This is a genomic window from Crossiella sp. S99.2 (assembly GCF_023094165.1).
Classification (GTDB): domain Bacteria; phylum Actinomycetota; class Actinomycetes; order Mycobacteriales; family Pseudonocardiaceae; genus Crossiella.
Window position 1 is genome coordinate 730224 of the sequence record NZ_JALMDK010000002.1, and the last position, 21607, is coordinate 751830.

Genomic DNA, 21607 nt, shown 5'->3' on the forward strand with positions numbered 1-21607 from the left:
CCCACCGACTGCAAAGTGTGTAAGTGACTGACTTTGAAGTCGGAATGGCATTTCTAATGAATCTTCACTCTTTCGGGCTACGGGCATCACTGTCTGAGGTTGCCTCGGGTAACACTGGGGATGTGACCAGCGGCTTTCCGGGGGTGAAGGGTGGCAGATCGGCTACCGAACGTAACTAATTCCGGTGATGGCTGATGTCCACCGCATTCACCATGGTGTGGACAGGAGTGGGCATCCTCGTGGGCGTCGCGCTGACGCTCGGCGTTCGTCCCCTGGTCACGGTAGCTCCAGCCGCATCCAACGCGACGCGGCTCACGGCTGTGCTGCTGACCGCCCTCGCGTTCGGAGCTCTTGCCTGGCGCTTCGGACACCAGTTCGATTTGCTGCCTTACAGTGTTCTCGCTGCGATCGGCGTGGCACTCGGCGTGATCGATGTCCTCGAGCAACGGCTACCCAGCGTGCTCGTCTACTCGGGCGTCGCCCTCGTCGGCGGACTGCTCGCGACCTCGGCCATCCTGTACTCCAGAGGACCGGACTTTCTGCGTGCGCTGGTCGGGATGGCGGTCATCGCCGTGTTCTACCTCGCGCTTGCGCTGGTGTCCGGAGGCGGGCTAGGAGCCGGCGACGTGAAGCTGGGCGGTCTGCTCGGACTTGCGCTCGGCTGGCTGGGCTGGTCGGCACTCGTCACGGCCACCGTCCTCGGCTGGTTCGCAGCCGCCTTGATGTGGCTGCTGCTTCGGGCGACCCGACGAAGACCGCAGGGCTCGCTGGTACCGATGGGGCCGTTCCTGTTGCTCGGGGCATTGATCACGATCACGGTCGTTCCGACGTAACGTTCGCTGAAGCGCAGGCGCCGTCACGGCGGCGGGACGGGGCCCTGCCTGAGCACCATTTCCACGATGGCCATCGTCACTCGCACGGGTGATATTGAGCGCCGAGGACGGTCTAGCTGGGCGGGTTAGTTCTCGTCGAAGTACGCCTCGGCGGCGCGGCGGATTTGTGCGAGTCGCTTCGACACGGCGCTGTGGTTGGCGTAGCCGAGCACCTCGGCGATCTCGGTCTTGCTGGTGACACCACTGTTAAGCAGCACGACGATCTGCCGGTTCCGGGCATCCAGCAGCGTGAGGAAGTCGTTGGTGACCAGGTTGCCCAGCACCTCGCTCTCCAGCCCCTGGACGGGGACGGTGTCGGTCAGCTCGACGAACCTCACCGTCACCTTGCGCCGCTTCCCGTGCAGCTTGCGTTCGAAGTCTTCGCGCGCGTACGACCAGTGGCTGGAGAAGTCGTCCTCGACCCGGTGGGAGCGGACCGCGTCGAGGATGCCGCGCAGCCGGCCGGTCCGGTCGGCGGCCTCCACGGTCTCGGCCACGGCGTCGCGGGCATCGTCCTCGCCAAACCACACTTGTCCGCCCATCCGCGGGTTGCCGGCCACGGCCCCGGCGAGCACGCTGCCGTCCTCCAAGGTGACCGGGCCGGGCGTCTTACCCTTGTCGACCTCGGGAAAGTCCCGTAGGCGCTCTTGGATGGTGGCGGTGACCGCGGGCACCCAGAAGTCCAGGTTGTGAGCCAGCAGCCGGATCGGGTCGTCGGTCGAGAACGCCTTCATCTTCGACCCTGACACCAGCTGCGGCCACACCGTCCACGCCCAGGCACGGGCCAACCGGGCCTCGAAATCGGGTGGCAGGAAGTCGTCGATGCCCGCCCAGTCGGCCATGAACGGCCACTGGCCGCCACGCAGCACCGGCAGTCCGAACATGTCCAGCACGCGCTTGGGCAGCAGGTGGAACAGCGGCGCGTACTCGAAATACCGCGCCCTTGTCCGGGGCACGAACGTAACGTTGACGTCGCCGAGGTCGGCGATCTTCGCCATCGGCTTCGGCAGGTCGTCCAGGTCGAAGAAGCGCCGCCGGAACTGGGCCGCCTCCCACAGCATGTTCCACTGCGCGAGTGCGACGACCTCCCGGTCCGAGGGGTGGGACATCGAGAGCGTCGCGTACTCCGGCGGAGCCGGTTCGAGCGGGCGGGCCACGCCGCCGAAAATGAATGCGGCCGAGATGTTCCGCATGGACGGGAACTCCTCCTGAGTGGCCTCGGCCTCGGGGAGGAACACGTCATCGCGGCGCCACGCCAGCACCTCGGCCGGGGTCGGCTCGTGCTCGTCTCGCGCCTCACCGTCCGCCATCTGCCGCTCCACGCTGTGACTGTTCCGCTCGTCGATCTGAGTCATACCTCCATCACGACAGTCTCCACCGGATTCGTTCCGGACGCGCCCGGCCAAGTGCTCCTCGCCCCGGCGCGACCGACAACGACAGGCCATTACCTGTGGTACAAACGCACGGCGGGGAGCCGCCGGATTCCACGCGAGTCGAACACATGTGCGAGCACGGTGGTAGTTTGCCGACGTGACTTCGCTGCCTTCAGCCGCCGCGCCGGACGGTGCATTGCGCTACCGAGTCGATCAGAGCGGCACGACGATCGCCGTCCTTCCTGCCACCTGCAAAGGCGCGCGGCACAACGTCATACCCGGAGTCAGCAGGGTGATCTTCGCCGGAGGCGAGGTCTGCGTGCACTGCCCTGCCTGTGCAGCAACGCCCGGAGTCGATGCGAGTTGGCGCTTGACCAGCAATCGCCCAAGCCCCGACCGTGCCGAACTGGACGACGAACCCTATGGCGACCTCATCCTCCGCCGCGTGCGGATCGCGGCCAGCGCGAGGTAGGGCTGGTGCGCCGTGATCAACAGCCCGTTCACGCACTGGGAGGGCGATGACATCCACGGGGACGCCGGCCGATCCTCACGTCGGTGTGGGTGAACCTGGACATCCTCTTCCTCCGCCCGGCGGATGCACCACGGCACGTCATCGTGACCGGCCTGGACCTCACCGGTGTGGTGCCAGGACGACTTCATGGCCGCTTCCCCAGTGTGGAGGGCGACTGGTACGGGATCGTCAACTACGAGATCGGCTACGCCGACGGCCGCCGCGACAAGCTGCACCTGGTCGACCAGTTCGTGCCGTTCACCGCGCTGCGCGAGCGCCGGTAGCTCGCACGTGCCACCTCCTACACGGAGCCTGTGATCGTCGAGTCTCCCGATATACTCATGCACGGCGGTCACGCCCGCCCGACTCCGAGCCGGAACGCCCACGCCGCAGCCGGCAACCGAGGACAAGCCGTCTCCGACGCAGCGTGGACCTGATGTTGCCTGCTGACCTCGTGGGGCGGCGTGGGAGTCCCATTGGGAGTCCGTGATGAGCAAATCCAGAAGAGCTCGTACCCGAGCAGTGCGGCAGCGTATGTCCGAATCCGGCGCGAGCTACGCGCGCGCTGCTCGTGAGGTAGGCGACCCTCGCCAGCAGCCTGCGCTGAGCCGTACCGACTTGGTCCGCGCCCACATTCGAGCGTTGTTGTCCGGGCAAGGCCAGGATACGCAGCAACGAGACGCTGAGATCCAGGCGTTGGAGGCTAGAGGACATCGCATTGTTGATGGCGGGCAGACCGGGCCGGACTCATGGGAGATCCTCGACTGGCGCACCGGTGAACAACTAGCTCACGGCGACGATGGCCTTGAAGGTTACGACGCGACGACCGACCGCCTCGATCCCGATGGCACGTGGATCCACATCGACCAGATCGAGTCGGAGCCTGGACCCCGCCCCGTGACCGCAGGCATCCCCGACAGCCTGAGTGAGGTGCTGGACGACTGGATCTCCTTGCAGAGCACGCCCGACGAGGAGATCGCGGATTTCATCGGCTGGTCGGTGGACAGGGTTCGCGACCACAGGTGACCGTGATCAGGGCTAACCCGCAGTAGGGCCAGAGCCATCTAACACACGGACCGCAGAACATAGTCGATCTGGTCACCTGGTGCGGGGCCATTCGTCACGCCCAGGTGACCGTCACGGATGCGCTGCCCTGTGATCCGCAGTTTCGGGCGCCGGCCGTCGCAACGGCGAGGTTCTGACGGTGTGCGTCACCATTCCAAAGGCTCGCGATCGTAGAAGAATCCGCCAGTGGGGCCGTCGTCGGGCAGCGTGGCGAGCCAGACAGGCGTGTCGGCACCCTGCTCGACGCTGCGTGGAGCGTTCGGGCCACCAAGGTCGGTGCGGACCCAACCGGGCGAGGCTGAATTGACCAGCACCCCGGTGCCGGCGAGCTCCGCGGCGAGGACTCGTGTCACGGCGTTGAGGGCGGCCTTGGAGACGCGGTAGGCGGGCTCGGTGGGCCGGGTCATGTGATGCAGGGAGCCGAGCGTGCTGGACAGGTTGACGATCCGGCCGTACCCGGCGGCTCGCATCGCGGGAATCACGGCCTCGGCGCATTGCCAGGCACCAAGTACGTTCACCTGCCAGACGCGGGAGACCAGCTCGAGGTCGATCTGCGACGGCTGCTGATCGCCGTCGCTGATCCCGGCGTTGTTCACGAGGACGTCGATCCGGCCATGCTGGTCGAGGGTGTGCTGAACCGCTGCGGTGATGGTGTCAGGCTTCGCCACGTCGAGATGCATGCCGGAGGCAGCCCACCCTCGGGCCATGAGGTCGGTCGCGGTCCGGTTCGCTTGCGCGACGTCGCGGGCGGTGGCGACCACGTGGATACCCCGTTCGGCGAGCTGTCCGGCTATGGCGTAGCCGATACCCCGGTTCGCGCCCGTTACGAGCGCGACCCTGTGAGAGCTGTGCATTCGTTAGGCGGCCAGGTCGGCGAGCTGGAGGTCGAGTTTCTGGACCCGAGCGTCGCGGTCGTAGCGCGACATCGCGCGGCGCGCGATGTGAATGGTGTGGATGGAGCGCACCGAGCCAGTGTGGCCGGCGAGATCGGCCGCGGTGTGGAGGTCGTCGCAGGCGAGGTCGAGGTCGTTGGCGTGCAGGTGCGCTTCGGCGCTGCGGACGTGGTAGATCGTGCGGTCCCGGACGTATTGGGGGTTCATGGTGTTCAGCGCGTTGTCGATCAGCGGGCGGGCCTTGGCGGGCTGGCGGAGGTCGACCCAGCAGGCAGCGGCCTGCGCGGCGAGTTCGGACTCGTCGAAGAAGTAGATCCAGTCGGGTTCCGGTGTATGGGATGTGGTCGCGTCGAGCCGTCGCTCGGCATCGTTGAGTGCGCGACCGCAGGCTGCCGCGTCGCCCGCTTTCGCGTACGCCCGCGCCTTCCTGCTCGCCAGCAGTGCTCGAAGGCGCGGAGTGGCGGTGTGCTTGGTCTGGTCCTCGGCGGCGTCGATCAGGGCGATGGCTTCCTGGTGGTGGCCGGTGAGCGTTGCCTGGAAGCTCATGCACGCCAGGACGTGCGCGCCGGTCAGGGAGTCGTTCGCGCTGGCCGAGGACCGCAGGGCCGCGACGTAGTAGGACTGGGCGGCGGCATGATGGGCAGCGTCGAAGTGTAGCCATCCGCACAGGCGGGCCGCCTCGGTGACGAGGCTGAAGAGCCGCTGCCCGGCGGCGGTGCTGTAGTCGGCGTGATCGGCGAGGCGAGTCAGCCAGTTGAATTCCGCGACCGCGAGCTGGTGGAGCTCGCGTCCGCCGAACTCGTCATCGAGCTGGCGAAGGTCTGCCAGCCGGTGGTCGAGCCGGTCCAGGACCGTGGCGGACAGGCGCGGGTCACGACGTTCGGGCAGCGCGCCCGTGGTCGAGGGAATGGCACCGGTCAGGGCTGAACCCCATCGGTCTGCCACACCAGCGAGCGCGGCACCCGTGATGATCAGGAACCCCCGGCGATCCATCGTGCCTCCCGCGACCTCGTGAAGAACCTGCATCGTCCCGGTGATCGACCAGGGTGGCTCCAGGACGCTGGCCTGCCCGGCTTGGTGCCAGTCCGGCCAGTTGAACGCAGCGGCTACCTCGTGCGCAACCTCAAGCTCGGACGTCCGGCCAGCGGGAGGACTGGCGAGTTGATCAGGACCGAGGAGGGTGGCGAGGGCGTCGTGGGACAAGTCCAGGGCCTTGGCGAGGTCGGGTTGGTTCCACGGCTGCGGTGTGCCGGTGCCGCGCTCCCAGCGACCTACCGTGGATCGTTCGAGCCCGAGGCGCTCGGCCAGCGTGTCCTGGGTGAAACCCATCGCCGCGCGGCGCCGTGCCAGGCCATCTCGTCGTGCTGCCATGCTCGTCCCCGTCCGGCTAGACCGCCCTTGATGTTCCCGTCGCAGTTTGGCCAGGTCAAGGCTAGGGCCACAAGATACCGAAAGTCCGACAGGCCGCTGGATCAACGGCGTCGCCGGAAACAGGCGCACGAGCTGCCTTTGTGTTCGTCGAGAAGCCTCACCGACTGTGGGGTGGCGTAGGTACCATTCGTTCACGCCTCCGAACGCGGCCGAGGAAATGTGCCTCCTAGGTGCCGCGGCGTCCGGGAACGCACGATCGAGAAGCCTGGTTACACACGGTGTCAACCCGCTTCACCCGATTGACGTAGACGCCGCTCGGCCAACGTCTGGGCAGGTCAGCGGGGGTGACGCTCCATCTGCGCCTCATCGCCGCCCCACAGCCGCTCTGGTCCGGTCCCTGTGGCGATCGTTTAGTTGATCGGTGTTCGCAGCCGCAACCACCAGCAGTTTTGGAACCGGCCACGGGCACCGCCTGGGTGGCGCCCCGAATGGTCACCGGGTGCCGATCGCGGACCGTTTTTGACGGCCTGCGGCGGACGACAAACGCCTCAACAAACCAAATAGGGACTCGCTGACTATTGGAGTAGATATGCTCTCCCAGCGATTCGCGACGCCCTGCGCGCCGCGATGCCCACAGACTCAGCTCGCTGTGCCGTGTTTGTTCGTGCAGCCGGTGTGTCGACGGGAATGGAGTAGGGACACCGCGCGAGGCGGTGCCGCACGATGAACACCGGACCCTGGTCCATCGCGTGCCGTGATGTCGCCGGCCGCGAGCGGATCCTGCGTGTTGTCGTGCGTGGCTCGGAGGTCGTGGTCGTGGCTCCCCCAGGGGAAGTCGCGGTACTCGACCGCACCGCCGCCGCCCAGTTCCGCTCCGCCGTCGCGCAAGCCACCGAGGTGGCGACCACACCCGCGCCAGGTGCACCTGGCCTCATCACGACAACCGGCATGGCGGGCACGGCGGAGCAGAACAACGGCGGTCTTCCCCCAACCGCCGAGGGGCGCCCTGCTCTGCCGTCATATCGCGGCGGGACCACGACCCCGATACCTGGTCCCGCCGCGATCCCCGCCAACAGGGGTGAGGCCGGATGATCGCCCTGGTCATCACGGCGAGCGCCGCGCTGGCTTTTGTCTGTTGCCTGCTGCGGCTGGCATGGCGACGTCGGCAGCAGACCGAATCCGCCTACGCCGGTTCGCATCGCCGCGCGCCACGCCAACCCCCGAACCAGGTCCTGCGGCACGCGATCGCCACGGCCGGAACACACGGCCTCGGCCTGATCAGAAAGCCCAACGGCACATGAGGCGGTCATGTCAGACCGTGCCCGCCGCGACCTTGCTTCGTCGGCTGGGATGGCACCACCGCAAAGTCGACTGCCGCGACGGCGACGGCCAGCGGTCCGCGCTGCACCTACGGCGGCGCACTCCCGCGGACGTCGAGATCGAGCTGCCCGGTGGACGGCTCGCCCGATTGACCAACGCCGAGGCCGGGCAGCTCCGGGCGGCACTGCGTGAGGTACTGCTCGCCGAGCACCCACCTCACCGAGCGGGGGCCGTCTAGCCAGATGTTGAGGCCAGGCCGGATTTCTCGCCGTGCCTTCGGACGAGCGCGCGCCCGCGCCACCGACTGCGGCCGGGCGGAAGCGGTTCCACGACGCCTTCCGCCCGGCCGCCACCAGCACCCATCGCTCTCGAGGAGGACCGACTCATGACCGCCGTCATCGACCACCAATCCGCCCTGGCCGAGCAGCAACCCGACCAACGCGCGCGGGACTACAGCGACGTGTTTGCGTGGCCAACCACCATCGACAGCGCCACCGGCGACGTCCGCCTTCAACTCGGCACGAACGTCGACGCGCTGATCATGCGCGCCGGGTTCGCCGGGGAGGTCAACAACTTCCTTGCGCGCCACATGTTGCGCGCACCCATCATCGTGGTCCCCGGTGATCCCAGCGACTGGATCTTCCTCACCCAACCACGAACGACCATGCGCCAGTCGGCCTGGGACGACCTGGTGCGCATCCAGGTCGGCTGGAAACGGCGCGGTGACAGCATTCTGCTCCCCGCTTTGGACAACGTGGACGAAGGCGTGCGGTGGCTTGAACGACCGCAACCACACATGACCCTCCCGCCGTGGACCGCAGTGGTCGGCGCGGCCCGCTCAACGTCCTCGCTGTGCGGGACGTGGTGAAGATGCCGATAGGCACTCTTGAACATCGGCACCCACGTCACGCCATCGTGATCGCCTCCGGCGGGCTGGACTCCACCGTGCTGGCGTACTGGCTAGCCGCGCGCGGGGCCGAGCTGACGTTGTTGTCCTTCGACTACGGCCAACGGCACCGAGTCGAACTGGAGCACGCGGCCGACATCGCGCGACTGCTCAACTGTCCACACGAGACAATTGAGCTCGCGATGCTCGGGCGGCTACTGGTCGGCTCGGCCCTGACCGACTCCAAGGTGTCGGTACCCGACGGGCACTACACCGACGAGTCGATGCGTGCCACGGTCGTCCCGAACCGCAACGCGATCATGCTCGACATCGCGGTCGCGGTGGCGATCGTGCGCAAGGCCGATGTGGTGGCGTTCGGCGCGCACGCCGGTGATCACGCCATCTACCCGGACTGCCGAACGGAGTTCGTCGAGCGGTTCACCCGGTCAGCCCGTACCGCCAACGAGGGGCTGCTGGTCGACGAGTTCGAGATCCTCGCGCCGTTTCTCACTCAGAGCAAGACCGACATCGTCCGGGTCGGCGCGGCGCTGGGCGTTCCGTTCGAGCGGACGTGGTCGTGCTACCGAGGCGAGGCAGCGCACTGCGGCACGTGCGGAACGTGCACCGAACGCAAGGAAGCGTTCGTGCAGAGCGGCATTACCGACCCCACCAGCTACCGCTGCGCGTGAAGAGGTGACGACGATGACGGAGGCGGAACTCGGCTCACCGACTGGGCCTGGGCGGGGCCGTCGTTCCCCGCGCCACGGCTCGCGCGTGTCGGGTTGCGAACCGGTACAGCGTGGCAAGGGGATCGTTCCTGCCGCCCAAGCGCCCAGCACAGTAGCGCAGCAGGCGGCAACCCCGCCAGCGCCCTCCGTCTCCGGACCGCAGTCACACTCGCTGATGTCCCAGCTGTCCGAGAGGCACTTGCGTCGCGCGTTGCGTCAATGTGGCCGGCGAGCCTCGGCACCCGGTGCCGATGACATGACCTGGGGCCACCTTCGCCGCGAGGCCCGTGTGATGGTTCCACAGCTGGCCATCGAACTCGCGAGCGGAACGTGGCAGCCCGGACCGGTCCGCGACGTGCAGCTGCCCACCTACACCGGCAAACAGATGCACACCTTCATCCCCACCGTGCGGGATCGACTGGTGCACCGCGCGCTGCGCAACGTCCTCGAACCGGTGCTGGAAGCGCGCGCCTTCCGCGATTGGGTGTCCGGATTCCGCCCGCGCCGCAACCGCATCACCTCCCTTCGCCAGGCCGCCGTTTATCACCAGGCGGACTTCCGATGGGTCGCCGATCTCGACGTCGCCTCGGTGTCCGATGGCGCGACGGTCGACGAAGTCGTCGACTGGCACGCCGAGTACATCCACGACGGCACCTTCCTGGCCCTCTTGCGAACCGCGCTCGCCGCGATGCCGAGCCCGATCGCACCCGGCTCCGGCCTGGCACCCATGCTGATCAATCTCCGATTGTCCCAAGTGGACAAACGAGTCTCCGGGCTTCGAGTCGTCCGCTTCGCCGACAACTATGTCGCCTTCGCCCGAACCCGCGAGGAAGCACAGGAGGCGTTCTACACCATCAGCGACGCACTCCTGCAGCTTCGGTTGCGGCCCAACGAGGCCAAGAGCCGCATCCGCGACGACGCCAACGTCGAAGACCTGTTCCTGATCGGCGGCTGAGGCATGAACCTGGAATGGATCGAGGTCACCGGCGGAGTCTGCGCCTTCGGGGACGCCGCGCGCCCCATCCAGGTCCCGACCCTGTTGTGGACGCGCACGCCGATCGCCTACGGACACCTGCCGAGCGAACACCCTGGCCACGGCCCACGGTTCCCCCTCACGGAGATCAGCCACGCCGAGGCGACCGAGATCGCCAGCCGGTTGGGCGGGCGGTTGCCGCGCTCGGCGGAGTGGGAGTGGATGGCCGCCGGAACTGACCGCCGACGCTGGCCATGGGGCAACGCACCGTGGCAGCCCGCGTTCGCGAACCTGCGTGACTCCGGGCACGGCACAGTCACACCGGTCGACACACATCCCGAAGGCGCCACGCCCGAAGGCGTGCTCGATGTCGCGGGCAACGTGTGGGAATGGACCTCCAGTACCGCGATGAGCGACGGAGTCGTCATCCGTGGCGGTTCGTACGCCGCACCACTGTTGTACGCGCAGTCCACCTTCCTTAACGCCGCGCCCGCTGAACTGCGCTCGCGCGGCATCGGCCTGCGGGTGGTGCGCGAACCTTGACACTCCGGCCGCCCAGCACGCGCGTCCTCGCGCCCGACCAGGGATTGATCATCCTCAACTGCTCGCGGGAGAAGCTCGTCACCAGCGCCCCGGTTGCGGCGCTTGATCTCTACCAGGGCGCGTGCGTTCCGCAGGCGCGTGATCACTTCGCCGCAGATCCCGCTCGCCGAGCCCGTATCCGTATTCTCTCGGCCGCACACGGTCTGCTGCGTCCCGAGAACGCGATCAGCACCTACGACCGCCGGCTCACGAACCGGGCCGAAGCCGTGCGTCTGCACGAGCGGACGGTCTCCGCGCAACTGGACGCCGAACTGGCCGAGACACCGTCGTTGCGGCACATGCTGATCCTGGTTGAGCCGCTGTACCTGCTCGCCTTGCAGCGCGTGTTCGACCACCTCGACCGGTTCGATCAGATCGCGATCATCCCGGACCCGTGGGGATGGCGGGACGGGTTGACCTACCTCCAGCAGTGGGGGTGGGCGTGACCACGCTGTACGAGGAACTGTTGCGCCGCAACAATTTTCACACCAGCAGCACTCGCAGCTGGGAAGCCATATCCGGGATCGGGTGGCACGAGCCCACACCGTCGGAGCTTTCGCTGGCCGCCGTGCGCACCCTGTCGGTCGTCGTCCCGGCCTACAACGTCAGCTACTGCCTGCCAGCAGTGCTCGACGCCCTGGAAGGCCAGCACCATCGGCACGAGTTCGAGGTCATAGTCGTCGACGACGCCAGCACTGACACCACGGCCGCCATCGCTGCCCGACACCCGGTCGTCACCACAGTCCTGCGGCTCCCAGAACGCGCGGGCGGGGCCACCGCACGCAACCTCGGCACCGCGCTCGCCCGCGGGCAGACGGTGCTCTACCTCGACGCCGACATGGTCCTGCCCCCGCACGTGATCACCGACATCACCGCCCGTGCCACGGATACCACGGTGCTCGTCGGGTTCCGCCACAACCTGCCCTACGACCTGCACCAGGGTGGACGCGGTGTCCTGGCCGAGCATCCCCAACTCGGCGCAGACCACCGGGTCGTATGGCGGCCCCCGGTCGGCCGCCCGCTGCTCTACACCGGCATCACCCTGACCGAGCGCCTCGACGGTCGTCCGCTGGACCACACCCACGACTTCGTCGACCTCGGCTACGGCCAGCGCTATGTCGACTGGGACCTGCCCCGCATGGTCGTCACTTGCCTCGTCGCCGTTCCACGCGCCGCCGTCCTCAACGTCGGAGGGTTCGATCCCGAGTTCGGCCGGATCGGCTGGGGGATGGAAGACACCTACCTCGGCGCGTGCCTGATCGCGAGCGGGCTGCTGGTGATCCCGCTGCGGCAGGTCGTCGGGTTCCACCTCGATCCACCGGACGCGGAACAGCAATGGCAACGCAAACTCGCCACCTGGCCCGACACCCTCGCTCGCTATTGGGACCTGATGCGACGGCCCGCCCCGACCGGCCGCACCCACTCGTTCATCGCCGAGGTGAGCGAGCTGCTGCACACCTGCGAGGTACTGCGACCCCACTAGCGCCAGCGACGGACCCCTGCATCGAAAGCCGCCACGACGACAACGACGAGAAAGAAGACACTGCCCGATGATCGACCCGATCTCCCTCGCGGTCGGCGCTGGCCTGTTCGCCACAGGGCTGCTGGCCGGCAAACTGACCCGCCGCCGCGCACCCGCAGACACCACGCCGAAACCGTTGTGCGGCTGCTCGCATGGGCTGGAACAGCACGACCCTGACACCAAGGAGTGCCACGGCCAGATCCTGCACAAGGACGCGCGCACCGAGGGCGGTACCTGGATCGGAAACCAGTGGGTGCCTTGTACCTGCCGCCAGTACGTCGGCCCGAAGCCGTTCGAGGAGCTGTACGCCCCGCCGATGCTGCCACCGCAGGACACGCTGTGATCGGGCGACGCACCGCCACGACGCGGACCTTCACGGCGCGGACACACGGTACCGGGTTCGTCGTCCATGACCCGTTGACCGGGCTGACCCACCGCACCGGTGCCGAACTCAGCTCCGACCGTGTCCGGTTGTCCGACGCCGACGTCGCCTCCTGGCCCGAGATCCATCCGGCGACCGTGCACGCCGACATGCCGATCAGCGTGTGCTGGTCGCCCTTGGTGCGCTGTAACCTCGCGTGTCCCCACTGCCTGGACGACAAGACCGTGTCCGAACTGGCCCGAACCGACCGCTACCGCATCGCGCACCTGCTCGCCGAGTCCGCGGTCCTGGGTGTGGACATCTCCGGCGGCGAACCGCTGCTGCTGCGCGAATTGCCCGAGCTGATCGACATCCTCGTAGCCGGCGGCTGCGCGGTCAGCGTCACGACCAACGGAACGCACCTGGCCCGCCGCGCCGAAGCCCTAGCCACCCGCGTGGACGCCCTGCGTGTCAGCCTCGACGGCCCGGACGCTGAACGCCACGACCACTGGCGCGGCAAGGGCAGCTTCAAGCGCGCAGTTGCCGGAATCCGCGCGGCGGTCGCCCACGGCATCCCCACTCAGATCCAGACCGTACTCATGCGCTCCACCGCGCGAGCCGGCGTCCGAGCGATGGTCGAAATGGCCGCCGCACTCGGCGTGCACGGCGTGACCTTCCTACAGATGCTCCCCATCGGGGAAGGCGCAGCCCTAGCCGACACCGAGCAGTTGACCGACGACGAGGCCACAGACCTCCTCGCCGAGCTGAGCACCACCTCAGCCGTACCCGTACGCCTGCGCACTCGCGAGGCAGCAGGGGGTTTCACTGTTATCCGAGCCGACGGCCAGGTGTGGCGCAACCAGCCGGGCTCGCACGCCATTTCCGCCCTTCGCCCGCTGCTTGAGGTCAACGACCTCGCACTGACTGCGCGGGACGGCTCGGCATGAACGACTCCTCGAACCCCGTCGACCCAGCCCAGCTGCGGGCACGCACCACACCAGGTGAGGACAAGCGATGAACACGCCGACGAGCGAACAACTCGACCAGTTCGCGCGGGTGCTGGGAGACCTGCTGCGGACCGCCCGGAAAGAACGCGGCTGGACCCGCAAACAGATGCGCGCCGAAATGGGCGCTGACGACGAGGACGAGCTGTCCCTGCAAACCCTCGCCACCTACGAGCTCGGCACACGCCGCATATCCGTCGAGCGGCTGGTCGCACTGTGCGCTGTGCTGAAACAGCGGCCCGACGAGCTGTTGCTCCGCGCGACCACCCTCGCGTTCGGCAGCGATCACGACGGGCGCGTCAAGGTCGACCTGTCGGCCCTCGCACACACGACCGACCCCCGGCTGCAGCCCCTCCAGCGATGGGCGACGGTCCGAGCCCGCCAATGCCCGGTCGGACGTACTCCTGTCGAAGAACTCGACGCCCACGCACTGACCGCACTTGCCGGGATCGCCGGATCTCCCATGTACGACCTCGTGCAAGCCCTGCGCGAGCTCCAAGACGCATAGGACCTGCGATCACCTCACTGACGCGACATCTCTTGCCCACCAACGAATGGACCACGTATGACCACTGCACGCCGCGTCTTCGAGCACCACCAGATCTGGCGCTTGAGCCCCGATTCACTCCGCGAGGCCACCACGCTGCTGGCCGGCGCGATCCTGCGCGATCACCAGTCGGTCGAGCACGTCATCGCCATCGCCAATGGTGGCGTCGCGCCCGCCCGCATGATCGCCTCCACGCTCGGGGTGAAAGCTCGTACGGTCCACGCCAGCCACAACGTCGGCGACGCGACCTATCAGCAGGCCACGGGCAAGGTGACCCTCGACCTCGACCCGCTGACCCGCGCCCTGAACGGGCAACGAATGAAGGGCAGGGTGCTGGTGGTGGACGACATCTGCGGCAGCGGCGCCACCCTCCGCCGCCTCCGGCACGACCTCGCACCCTTGCTCAGCCCGAGCGCGCAGCTCCTGACCGCAGTCCTGTGCCTCAACACCGGGGCGACCACGCTGCCCGACTACTCGATCTGGACCGTCTCGGACTGGGTGGTCTTTCCCTGGGAAAAGCCGCCCGCCGACCAGGACACCACCCCTCTGCCACGCCCGGAGGAGGTCCTCTGCCATGCCTAGCCCGCCTCCGTTGACCATCGCGTTCGTCCTGGCCTCCTACACACCGAACGCGCCGGCCGGGATCGAGCGAGCCACCGCCGCCCTCGCGCATGGACTGCGCCAGCTCGGCCACCGCAGCCTCATCCTGACCGCCGCTCCGATCGGCACCCCGGACGACGACGTGGTCAGGGTGTGTTCGGTTGGCGTCGACTTCCCCTGTGACGACGATGAACTGCGCGACGCGGTCAGCACCCACGGGCAGGACGCCCTGCTCGCCGCCGAACTGTGCGAGTTGTACCGCAAGCACCGGGTCGACGTCGCCGTCTACACCGACGGCTTGTGGGGCCTCGGCCGAGCCGCGCCGGTCAGCCGGGCGCGCTCGGTACTGGCCATGCACGTCGTCGGCCACGACCAAGACCTCCAGCCCGCCCTGGACCGCGCCGACCTGGTGATCGCGCCGTCCCAGACGGTGCTCGACCAGGCACACGATCGCGGCTACGACACTGACCGTTGGCAGATCATGCCCAACGCCCTGCTCCACGACCACGCACCGCCGCCCGACTCACGACGGGAAGCCCTGCGTCGGCACGGCCCGATCCGGATCCTGGCCCGGCTCGGGCCGGAGAAGAACATCCGGGCCTTGCTGGACGCCGGGCGCCTGGTTGACCGGACGATCGAGGTGATCGTCGGCGAGGCCGGATTCGAGATTACGGCCGGCGGCCAGGCGGTCGAACTGGACCGGTGCCGCTACTCCGCAGCCCACCTCAAGCTCGGCACAATCCACGGCGGCGGCCTGCCCTGGGACCAGGTGCCGTACTGGCTCGCGCAGGCCGCGGTGGTGGTCGTACCCTCGCTGCGCGAGACCTTCGGGCTGGTCGCGCTCGAGGCGATGAGCGTCGGCACCCCGGTGGTCGCCTTCGACGTAGGCAACCTGCCCGCCCTGGTCGGCACCGGCGACGGGGCCGGTGGGGTGATCGTCCCCCGATCGTGGGGCGAGCACGGCCTGTGGCGCGCCGCCGAGCACCTGCTTGAAGATCCGCTACGCTACGCCGAACTATCCAGGGCTGCGTACTACCGCTCGCGGGACTATCTGCCCACCACAGTCGCCGAGACATTCGTAAAGGCGGTGCGGTGATGCCTGCTGGCGTCCCTTTGCTCCTGGTTGACGGTCACAACCTCCTCTGGCGCGCGGCTTTCGGATTCCCCGCCGCGATCCTCTCCCGCGACAAGACTCGCGACCTGACCGCGGAGTTCGGGTTCTTCGCCCTCCTGCGCGTCGCCATCCGCGAAGAACTGCCCGAGCCACCCGAGGTGCTCGTGGTGTTCGACGGCGAGCACGGCGCCGCCGAGCGCAAGGACAGCGACGCCGACTACAAGGCCAACCGCGGCCTCGACGAGGCCGCGCTCAAACCCTTGCGCGCGATCCCGCACGTCCAGCGAGCGCTGACCGACTACGGCATCGCCTGGATCGAGATCGACACCGCCGAAGCCGACGACGTGATCGCCACCCTCGTCACCGCCACCCGGAACCAGGAGCCCGAGCGGCAGGTGCGGATCATGTCCGGCGATCGCGACTTCTACCAACTCGTCGACGACCGGGTCCACGCGCTCAACACCGTGATGAAACGCGGCCGACGGCACATCGGCCCGGCCGAGGTCGTCGACCGCTACGGCGTCACACCGGACCAGTGGCCCGACTTCTGCGCGTTGAAGGGCGACTCCGCCGACAACATCCCAGGGGTGAAAGGGATCGGTGAAGGCACGGCCGCCAAGCTCCTGGCCGGCGGGCTGCGCCTCGACCAGCTTCTCGCCTCCGGACGGCTGACCGGGGCGAAGAAGACCAAGGTCATCGACGCCTGGGAGCAGGTGCTCGCCTGGCGCGACCTCATCCGGATGCGCACCGACCTCGACCTCCCACACCACCCGACCGGCCACCCCACGCGCGAGCTGCCCAAGCCGGCCGACGTCGTCGAGAAACTCGGGCTCTGGTGACCGCCTCGCCGTTCACCGCTCCGGCGTCGGTGCTGACCGTGATGGCACACCCCGACGACGCCGAACTCTGGGCGGGCGGAACCCTCGCCCGTTGCTCCGCCTCCGGGGCCGCTGTCACCATCGCGATCCCGCATCACCCCGAACCAGTGCGGGATGCCGAAGCGGCGGCGGGAGCGGCGATCCTGGGGGCCAAGTTGTACCAGTACGACCAACCCACGGTGACGGCCCTGCGTGAACTGCTGCTCGCCGTCCGACCCGAGATCGTCATCACCCACCCCCTCCGCGACGTTCACCCCGACCACCGGAATCTCGCTGAAACGCTCGTCGCCGCCCTGCCCGACGTCGTCATCGCCACCGGCCACCCACGCCGCGTCTACACCGCCGACACCTACAACAGCCTCACCGCCGACTGCCCCGTACCCGCACACACCACCATCGAAATCAGTGACACCTACGAGATCAAGAAGCGCGCGCTCGCGGCCCACACATCGCAGCCGATCAGCGACCATTTCGGTCCCATGGCCGAGATCCTTGCCCGGCTATGGGGCTCCAGAATCGGCGTGCGTTACGCGGAGAACTTCGTACCGGTGCCCATCCTCGGTCGCCTCCCGGCGGCGTCGACATTGTGACCAGGCTCCGATCGAGGGGTTCTCTGCAACCCCTGTGACCTGCGCATACGTGAGATGTCGGTACGATGCGCCGGTGACTGACGGGGTGGTCTGCTGATGGGCGAGTCGGTGAGTCCGCTGGCCGCGTACCGCCTGGCCGCTGGCTTCACGCAGGAGAGCCTCGCCGAGCAACTGAGTATCGACCGCAGCACCATCGGCCGATGGGAACGGGGTACGCAAGCACCCCAGCCATGGCAACGACCGGACCTCGCGACGAGCCTGCGGATCTCCCTCCCTGAACTCGACGACATCCTGCACCGGACGAAACACCAATCCGACTCCAGATCAGCCACCCCGAAGTCGAACAAGACCGCTCCAGCCAACGTACGGCGCAGCCAGCAGGAATGGCTTCATGTGCGAAACGCGCCAGGGGTGCGAGGCCGCGAGCTGACCGAACTGGCGGCCTGGCTCTATCCGGAATCACAACGGGCGCCCGGCGGTCATGTGCTCGCCGGTCCCGGCTGGCTGCTTGACCAGCCAGTCCACTTGGAGTCGGTGCGACTGGTGTGGTCCGACGGGCAGCGACCGACTCGCCCACTGGGATCGTTGGAGCACGTCCTGCCGCTGACCGACCGGGGCGAGCTGTACGCGGGCTACAGCCGAGCGGTGCGAGATCTCGTTCGACCACGGCTGCTGGAAAACCGGCTGAGCTACCGGCTACTCGACCTGCAATCCGATCACGGATTGGCGCTGAGCTTCGGAACCACCACCTTCTTCGAGGTGTTCGACGTCAAGCAGGCTCTCGCGCACGAGTTCAAGGCTGCATGGCTGGCCTCGAACCGCTCGGTGCCGGACTGGAGCGCTCTTCCCCTGCGCGCGGCGATCGGCGATCCTTTCGACCCTCAGCGGTTGCTGATGTCGCCGGGGATCAGCACGTTGACTATCCGGCGTGACGGGTCGGACGGTCAGCACCGGTTCGTGCTGCACGAGCGCGACGGCGGAAAGGTCGCGGACGGCGGCGGCCTGTGCCACGTGATGCCGGCCGGTGAATTCCAGCCATCTTCGGTCGATCTGGCCGACGTGCGCAATGACTTCTCGTTGTGGCGCAATATCATGCGCGAGTTCTCCGAGGAGTTCCTCGGAAACCCCGAGCACGATGGTTCCACGTCCCGGCCGATCGACTACACAAACGAGGAGCCGTTCCGATCATTCGATCGAGCGCGCGCCGAGGGTGGGCTTCGAATCTGGCACTACGGTCTGGCGATGGAGCCCTTGGAGCTCGGGGCGGTCCAGATGACCGTGGCCGTGGTCGACGACGAGGTATTTGACCGGTTGTTCGCCGATCTCGTGGACACCAACGACGAGGGACGGGTGATCGGCCGTGGCGGACGAACCGACATACCTTTCACGGCAGAGGCCATCGACCGGCTTGGCCCTCGGTTGTCAGCCAGTGCACTCACGTTGCTTCGCTTGGGCTGGCGTGATCGAGAACAGCTACTGGATTGAGCCGCCACTGATCTACATTGGACGGTCGATGAGGTCTTGCGCGATGGCAACGGGAAGTCGAACCGACTCAGAACAGGAGCCTCGCTACCTGTCCACAACAGACCTTGTTGCGTCGCGCAGAGCTGCGATGATTTGCGACCAGTCGAAGGTCGCCAGACCGTCCTCAGCGCGTCTGGTTATGGCGTCCGGATCGAGTAGCATCACGCCGGCGTTTGTGAGTCGGGCGATACTGTCGGCGTAAGCAGGATGCTGGCGGAGTACCGGTTTGACGCACGGAGCCGCGATGATCGGGACTCCGGCACCGAGCATCTCGTTGAGCACGCCCAGCGCGAGCGTGTCGCTGGTGCCCGATGCCCACTTGTTGATCGAGTTGAACGTCGCCGGGGCCGCCAGGACCGCTTCGGCTCGCGGGAGCGACTCCTCCTGCTGTCGGGGCGGTCGCGGGTGCACCCTTGTAAGGCATCCGGTGGTTGCGGCCAAGGCGTCGAGGTCGATCCACGTCGCAGCAGTCGGTGTCGCGATCACACAAACCGCCCAGCCGTCGGCGTACAGGGCGGGAATGAACTCCTCAAGCCGCAACACCGGCGGGGCAGCTGAGGTCACCAGGTACAGCCACCGCGGATCGACGTTCACGCGGCGACTCCGGCGCGCAAGGCGAGACCGCGCAAGGCCGGCACTTCGCGGCGACGCTCGCGGGCGAGCAAGCCCTCTATCAACGAGCGAGCGTTCGGGTTGGCCCGGACCAGTTCGGGCGCCACCCGCTCGGTTTCCAGCAGATGGATCACCGCCTGCGGGTCTTCCGTGAGCTGCGCGTGCGCCCACGCGCTGTCTAGGTGGAACTGAGCCTGCCGTCCGTTCAGACCGACCGGCAACGCGGTGATGTCCAACTGCTCTGCCGTCGCAAGCGCACCTCGGGGATCATTCAGGGCGACCGCGACTGACGTGCGATGGATCAGCACGTTCGTCGGGCCGAATGCGGTCCACCCGATGTTGCCGTCAGCGCCGAGCCGCCGCGCCAGTGCGTCGGCGTGATCGAGTCGCTCGCCTGCTGCGGCAAAATCGTTGCGGCGCGCGGCGATGACCGCACTGATCAGGGTCAACGCGCCTCGCCAGGTCGCACTCTGCGGGTTCTGGCCTCGCAGCTCGGCGGCGGCGGAGACTGCTATCTGCTCAGCAATCTCGCCATTGTCCGCGCGCAGCAGAGCGCACACCCGCTGATATGCCGCAGCGGCGAGGCCAAAGGTGTCCTCGGCCGACTCGGCCGCCTCCCGAGCCCGCTCGGCTGCGGCCCAACCCGCCTCACCGTCGCCCGCCTTGGTCGCGAGCTTGGCCGCCACGATGGCCACACTGCACTGCAGCCCGAGCGCTTCTCGCCGTTTTCGCGCTGGCCCGTCGGCTACCAGGGCGTCAACCGCCGCACTGACTTCAGGCAATCGCCGGGCAACGTCGCGATAGTGGGCGGCCTGATACTTCCGATGGAGATCTGCAACCTGCGCTGACGCGCTCGAGAGGGTCGTCCTATGACGCCGCAGTGGCTCCTCGCTGCGGGTTCCCAACATGTGGTCGGCGGCAATCACGCCAGTGAGAAGGGCCGCGTCCACCATGACCTCGCGCCGCGTCGCCGAGGCGTGGCCAGTCGCAATCTTTGACCCCGGCGGATTGAGCAGGATGTCCAGATCATCCAGGGACACCTTGAGCAACTTGGCTAGATCCGGACGCCTCCAGGGCTGCGGCGTCAGCGTTCCGCGCTCCCACCGCCCGGTTGTCGAGAGCTCCACCCCAAGCTCCTGGGCGAGGGTTTCCTGGGTGAAGCCGAGAGCCTCGCGCCGCGCTGCGAGGGCATCTCGTCGTATCGCCATGATCACTCCCAGATTCGCTAGCTCACCACGCTACCCGGCGTTGATCGGACCTGATCAGCGGCCATGTCAACGACGAAACGGCAGGACGTTCACGTCCGGACGTGCGACCCAGACCGTCCATGAAACACCAGGGCGGGATGGCGCTTGGGACGATCTGTGCATGTCCGCAGGGGCCGCCACCAACCAAAGCCCCGCCGACAGGATCAGCGCGCCTCGACCGCGTGCTCTGCCGCGAGCCTGCGCACATACGCGCGGATTCGGTCGCGATCCTCGGGGAACACGCTCTCCCACGATTCGTTCAGGTCGACCCACTTCGGCGGCTGTCCCGTCTCCCCGCCGAGTGGCGCGTCGCGGCTGATGACGGCTCCGTAGGACAGGCTCAGCGTTGGCGTCCAGTCGGCGCGGAAAGAGCGGACAGCGACGGCCGCCGGCACTGACAGCAGCTCGCCTATCAGGCCGGTCTCCTCGAAGAGTTCACGGGCTGCTGCGGCTCGAGGCGTCTCGCCTGGCTCGACGGTTCCGCCAGGCGGTACCCAGCCTCGCACCCGGTGCCGCACGAGCAGCACGTGGCGGTGCTCCGGGTCGGTGACCCAGACTTCGGCCGCGAGCGGCTCCGACGCGGTCGAACGTGCGTGTAGCCACGCCTGAGCGTCGTCGTACTCGGTCTCGGCAAGGCGAGCATCGACGGCCGCAGCGTCGATGCTCGCCTGGTCAGGCATCGTTTTCGATGCGCTCGAAGATGTCGATGTCCGTCGCCTTCTGCCAGTCCGGCAAATCGTTCCAGTCCGCGACGTACGACGGCTTCGGCTCGGGGAAGTGCTTGAAGATCTGGCCGATCCAGCACAACGCCACAAAGCGGCCTTTCTGGTCTGGGGTCAGTTTGGTGGTGGCGCCGTCGGTGGCCTTGATGAAGGCGACGACCTGGTCGTACACGGCGGTCGCGGCGTCGCGTTCCCAGTCGGGGGTCTGGTCCCACGGGGTGATGTAGCCAGGCTTCGGTTCACCGGGGTAGTGCTTGGTGACTCCGGCGATCCACGCCTCGCGGAACACGCGGCCACGGTCGTTGTGCATTC

At 67.6% G+C, this 21607-nt stretch carries 27 protein-coding genes; 20 read left to right on the plus strand and 7 right to left on the minus strand.

From position 1 onward, the window contains the following. Positions 1 to 194 precede the first annotated feature (194 nt). A complete protein-coding gene (locus MZC64_RS09985) occupies positions 195 to 833 on the plus strand; it encodes an A24 family peptidase (RefSeq protein WP_247763077.1) in 639 nt (212 codons plus the stop codon). A gap of 125 nt (positions 834 to 958) precedes the next feature. On the opposite strand, the gene MZC64_RS09990 is transcribed toward MZC64_RS09985, so the two are convergent. Next, complete coding sequence (locus MZC64_RS09990) at positions 959 to 2227, minus strand: sigma-70 family RNA polymerase sigma factor (RefSeq protein WP_247763080.1); 1269 nt, start codon at positions 2225 to 2227, stop codon at positions 959 to 961. Positions 2228 to 2402: 175 nt separating this feature from the next. Here MZC64_RS09990 and MZC64_RS09995 point away from each other — a divergent pair, with 175 nt between their 5' ends. From MZC64_RS09995 to MZC64_RS10005, 3 genes are all read left to right on the plus strand, one after another. Continuing rightward, positions 2403 to 2717, plus strand: coding sequence for a hypothetical protein (locus tag MZC64_RS09995; protein WP_247763082.1), 315 nt, complete (start codon positions 2403 to 2405; stop codon positions 2715 to 2717). An 83-nt stretch (positions 2718 to 2800) separates the two neighbouring features. Beyond that, a complete protein-coding gene (locus MZC64_RS10000; protein WP_247763086.1) occupies positions 2801 to 3040 on the plus strand; it encodes a hypothetical protein in 240 nt (79 codons plus the stop codon). A 205-nt stretch (positions 3041 to 3245) separates the two neighbouring features. Beyond that, a complete protein-coding gene (locus MZC64_RS10005) occupies positions 3246 to 3782 on the plus strand; it encodes a hypothetical protein (RefSeq protein WP_247763089.1) in 537 nt (178 codons plus the stop codon). 185 nt (positions 3783 to 3967) lie between these two features. On the opposite strand, the gene MZC64_RS10010 is transcribed toward MZC64_RS10005, so the two are convergent. Next, complete coding sequence (locus MZC64_RS10010) at positions 3968 to 4675, minus strand: SDR family oxidoreductase (protein ID WP_247763092.1); 708 nt, start codon at positions 4673 to 4675, stop codon at positions 3968 to 3970. A 3-nt stretch (positions 4676 to 4678) separates the two neighbouring features. Continuing rightward, complete coding sequence (locus MZC64_RS10015) at positions 4679 to 6085, minus strand: helix-turn-helix domain-containing protein (RefSeq protein WP_247763093.1); 1407 nt, start codon at positions 6083 to 6085, stop codon at positions 4679 to 4681. A 1088-nt stretch (positions 6086 to 7173) separates the two neighbouring features. Between MZC64_RS10015 and MZC64_RS10020 the strand changes: the two genes are divergently transcribed. The 16 genes from MZC64_RS10020 to MZC64_RS10095 all read left to right on the plus strand — a co-directional run bounded on the left by MZC64_RS10020 (position 7174) and on the right by MZC64_RS10095 (position 18675). Continuing rightward, entirely contained in the window at positions 7174 to 7386 is a 213-nt protein-coding gene (locus MZC64_RS10020) for a hypothetical protein (RefSeq protein ID WP_247763096.1), read from the plus strand. A 17-nt stretch (positions 7387 to 7403) separates the two neighbouring features. Further along, complete coding sequence (locus MZC64_RS10025; protein ID WP_247763098.1) at positions 7404 to 7643, plus strand: hypothetical protein; 240 nt, start codon at positions 7404 to 7406, stop codon at positions 7641 to 7643. Positions 7644 to 7790: 147 nt separating this feature from the next. Further along, positions 7791 to 8273 carry a hypothetical protein gene (locus tag MZC64_RS10030; protein ID WP_247763100.1) on the plus strand — a complete coding sequence of 161 codons (483 nt, stop codon included), beginning with the start codon at positions 7791 to 7793 and terminating at the stop codon, positions 8271 to 8273. A 2-nt stretch (positions 8274 to 8275) separates the two neighbouring features. After that, positions 8276 to 8980, plus strand: a complete 705-nt coding sequence (gene queC, locus MZC64_RS10035; protein ID WP_247763379.1) for a 7-cyano-7-deazaguanine synthase QueC — start codon at positions 8276 to 8278, stop codon at positions 8978 to 8980. A gap of 295 nt (positions 8981 to 9275) precedes the next feature. After that, positions 9276 to 9974 (plus strand): reverse transcriptase domain-containing protein, encoded by a 699-nt coding sequence (locus tag MZC64_RS10040; protein ID WP_247763102.1) that lies wholly within the window; start codon positions 9276 to 9278, stop codon positions 9972 to 9974. 3 nt (positions 9975 to 9977) lie between these two features. Then, the gene (locus MZC64_RS10045; protein ID WP_247763104.1) at positions 9978 to 10535 is read left to right on the plus strand and encodes an SUMF1/EgtB/PvdO family nonheme iron enzyme; all 558 of its coding nucleotides are present in this window, start codon (positions 9978 to 9980) and stop codon (positions 10533 to 10535) included. Continuing rightward, positions 10532 to 11020 carry a DUF6884 domain-containing protein gene (locus MZC64_RS10050; RefSeq protein WP_247763105.1) on the plus strand — a complete coding sequence of 163 codons (489 nt, stop codon included), beginning with the start codon at positions 10532 to 10534 and terminating at the stop codon, positions 11018 to 11020. The genes MZC64_RS10045 and MZC64_RS10050 overlap by 4 nt, the downstream gene beginning before the upstream one ends. Beyond that, entirely contained in the window at positions 11017 to 12057 is a 1041-nt protein-coding gene (locus tag MZC64_RS10055; protein ID WP_247763107.1) for a glycosyltransferase, read from the plus strand. Before MZC64_RS10050 ends, MZC64_RS10055 begins: the two co-directional genes overlap by 4 nt. Positions 12058 to 12124: 67 nt before the next feature. Further along, the gene (locus tag MZC64_RS10060) at positions 12125 to 12439 is read left to right on the plus strand and encodes a hypothetical protein (RefSeq protein ID WP_247763108.1); all 315 of its coding nucleotides are present in this window, start codon (positions 12125 to 12127) and stop codon (positions 12437 to 12439) included. Beyond that, entirely contained in the window at positions 12436 to 13404 is a 969-nt protein-coding gene (locus MZC64_RS10065) for a radical SAM protein (RefSeq protein WP_247763110.1), read from the plus strand. Before MZC64_RS10060 ends, MZC64_RS10065 begins: the two co-directional genes overlap by 4 nt. A gap of 67 nt (positions 13405 to 13471) precedes the next feature. Continuing rightward, the gene (locus MZC64_RS10070) at positions 13472 to 13969 is read left to right on the plus strand and encodes a helix-turn-helix domain-containing protein (RefSeq protein ID WP_247763116.1); all 498 of its coding nucleotides are present in this window, start codon (positions 13472 to 13474) and stop codon (positions 13967 to 13969) included. Between the two features lie 57 nt (positions 13970 to 14026). Further along, entirely contained in the window at positions 14027 to 14590 is a 564-nt protein-coding gene (locus MZC64_RS10075) for a phosphoribosyltransferase (RefSeq protein ID WP_247763118.1), read from the plus strand. Continuing rightward, entirely contained in the window at positions 14583 to 15704 is a 1122-nt protein-coding gene (locus tag MZC64_RS10080) for a glycosyltransferase family 4 protein (protein ID WP_247763119.1), read from the plus strand. The genes MZC64_RS10075 and MZC64_RS10080 overlap by 8 nt, the downstream gene beginning before the upstream one ends. Further along, on the plus strand, positions 15704 to 16561 hold the full coding sequence (locus tag MZC64_RS10085; protein ID WP_247763121.1) for a 5'-3' exonuclease H3TH domain-containing protein: 858 nt from the start codon (positions 15704 to 15706) through the stop codon (positions 16559 to 16561). Before MZC64_RS10080 ends, MZC64_RS10085 begins: the two co-directional genes overlap by 1 nt. Continuing rightward, on the plus strand, positions 16558 to 17190 hold the full coding sequence (locus MZC64_RS10090) for a PIG-L family deacetylase (RefSeq protein ID WP_247763129.1): 633 nt from the start codon (positions 16558 to 16560) through the stop codon (positions 17188 to 17190). The genes MZC64_RS10085 and MZC64_RS10090 overlap by 4 nt, the downstream gene beginning before the upstream one ends. A gap of 96 nt (positions 17191 to 17286) precedes the next feature. Continuing rightward, positions 17287 to 18675 carry a helix-turn-helix transcriptional regulator gene (locus tag MZC64_RS10095; RefSeq protein ID WP_247763130.1) on the plus strand — a complete coding sequence of 463 codons (1389 nt, stop codon included), beginning with the start codon at positions 17287 to 17289 and terminating at the stop codon, positions 18673 to 18675. 84 nt (positions 18676 to 18759) lie between these two features. Here the strand turns inward: MZC64_RS10095 and MZC64_RS10100 are convergent, their stop codons facing one another. From MZC64_RS10100 to MZC64_RS10115, 4 genes are all read right to left on the minus strand, one after another. Further along, complete coding sequence (locus MZC64_RS10100) at positions 18760 to 19308, minus strand: flavoprotein (protein ID WP_247763132.1); 549 nt, start codon at positions 19306 to 19308, stop codon at positions 18760 to 18762. Continuing rightward, positions 19305 to 20534: a helix-turn-helix transcriptional regulator gene (locus MZC64_RS10105; RefSeq protein ID WP_247763134.1), complete on the minus strand. Its 1230-nt coding sequence runs from the start codon at positions 20532 to 20534 to the stop codon at positions 19305 to 19307. Before MZC64_RS10105 ends, MZC64_RS10100 begins: the two co-directional genes overlap by 4 nt. A gap of 203 nt (positions 20535 to 20737) precedes the next feature. Then, positions 20738 to 21253 (minus strand): NUDIX hydrolase, encoded by a 516-nt coding sequence (locus MZC64_RS10110; RefSeq protein WP_247763136.1) that lies wholly within the window; start codon positions 21251 to 21253, stop codon positions 20738 to 20740. After that, positions 21246 to 21605, minus strand: a complete 360-nt coding sequence (locus MZC64_RS10115) for a hypothetical protein (RefSeq protein WP_247763137.1) — start codon at positions 21603 to 21605, stop codon at positions 21246 to 21248. The genes MZC64_RS10110 and MZC64_RS10115 overlap by 8 nt, the downstream gene beginning before the upstream one ends. Positions 21606 to 21607 lie beyond the last annotated feature (2 nt).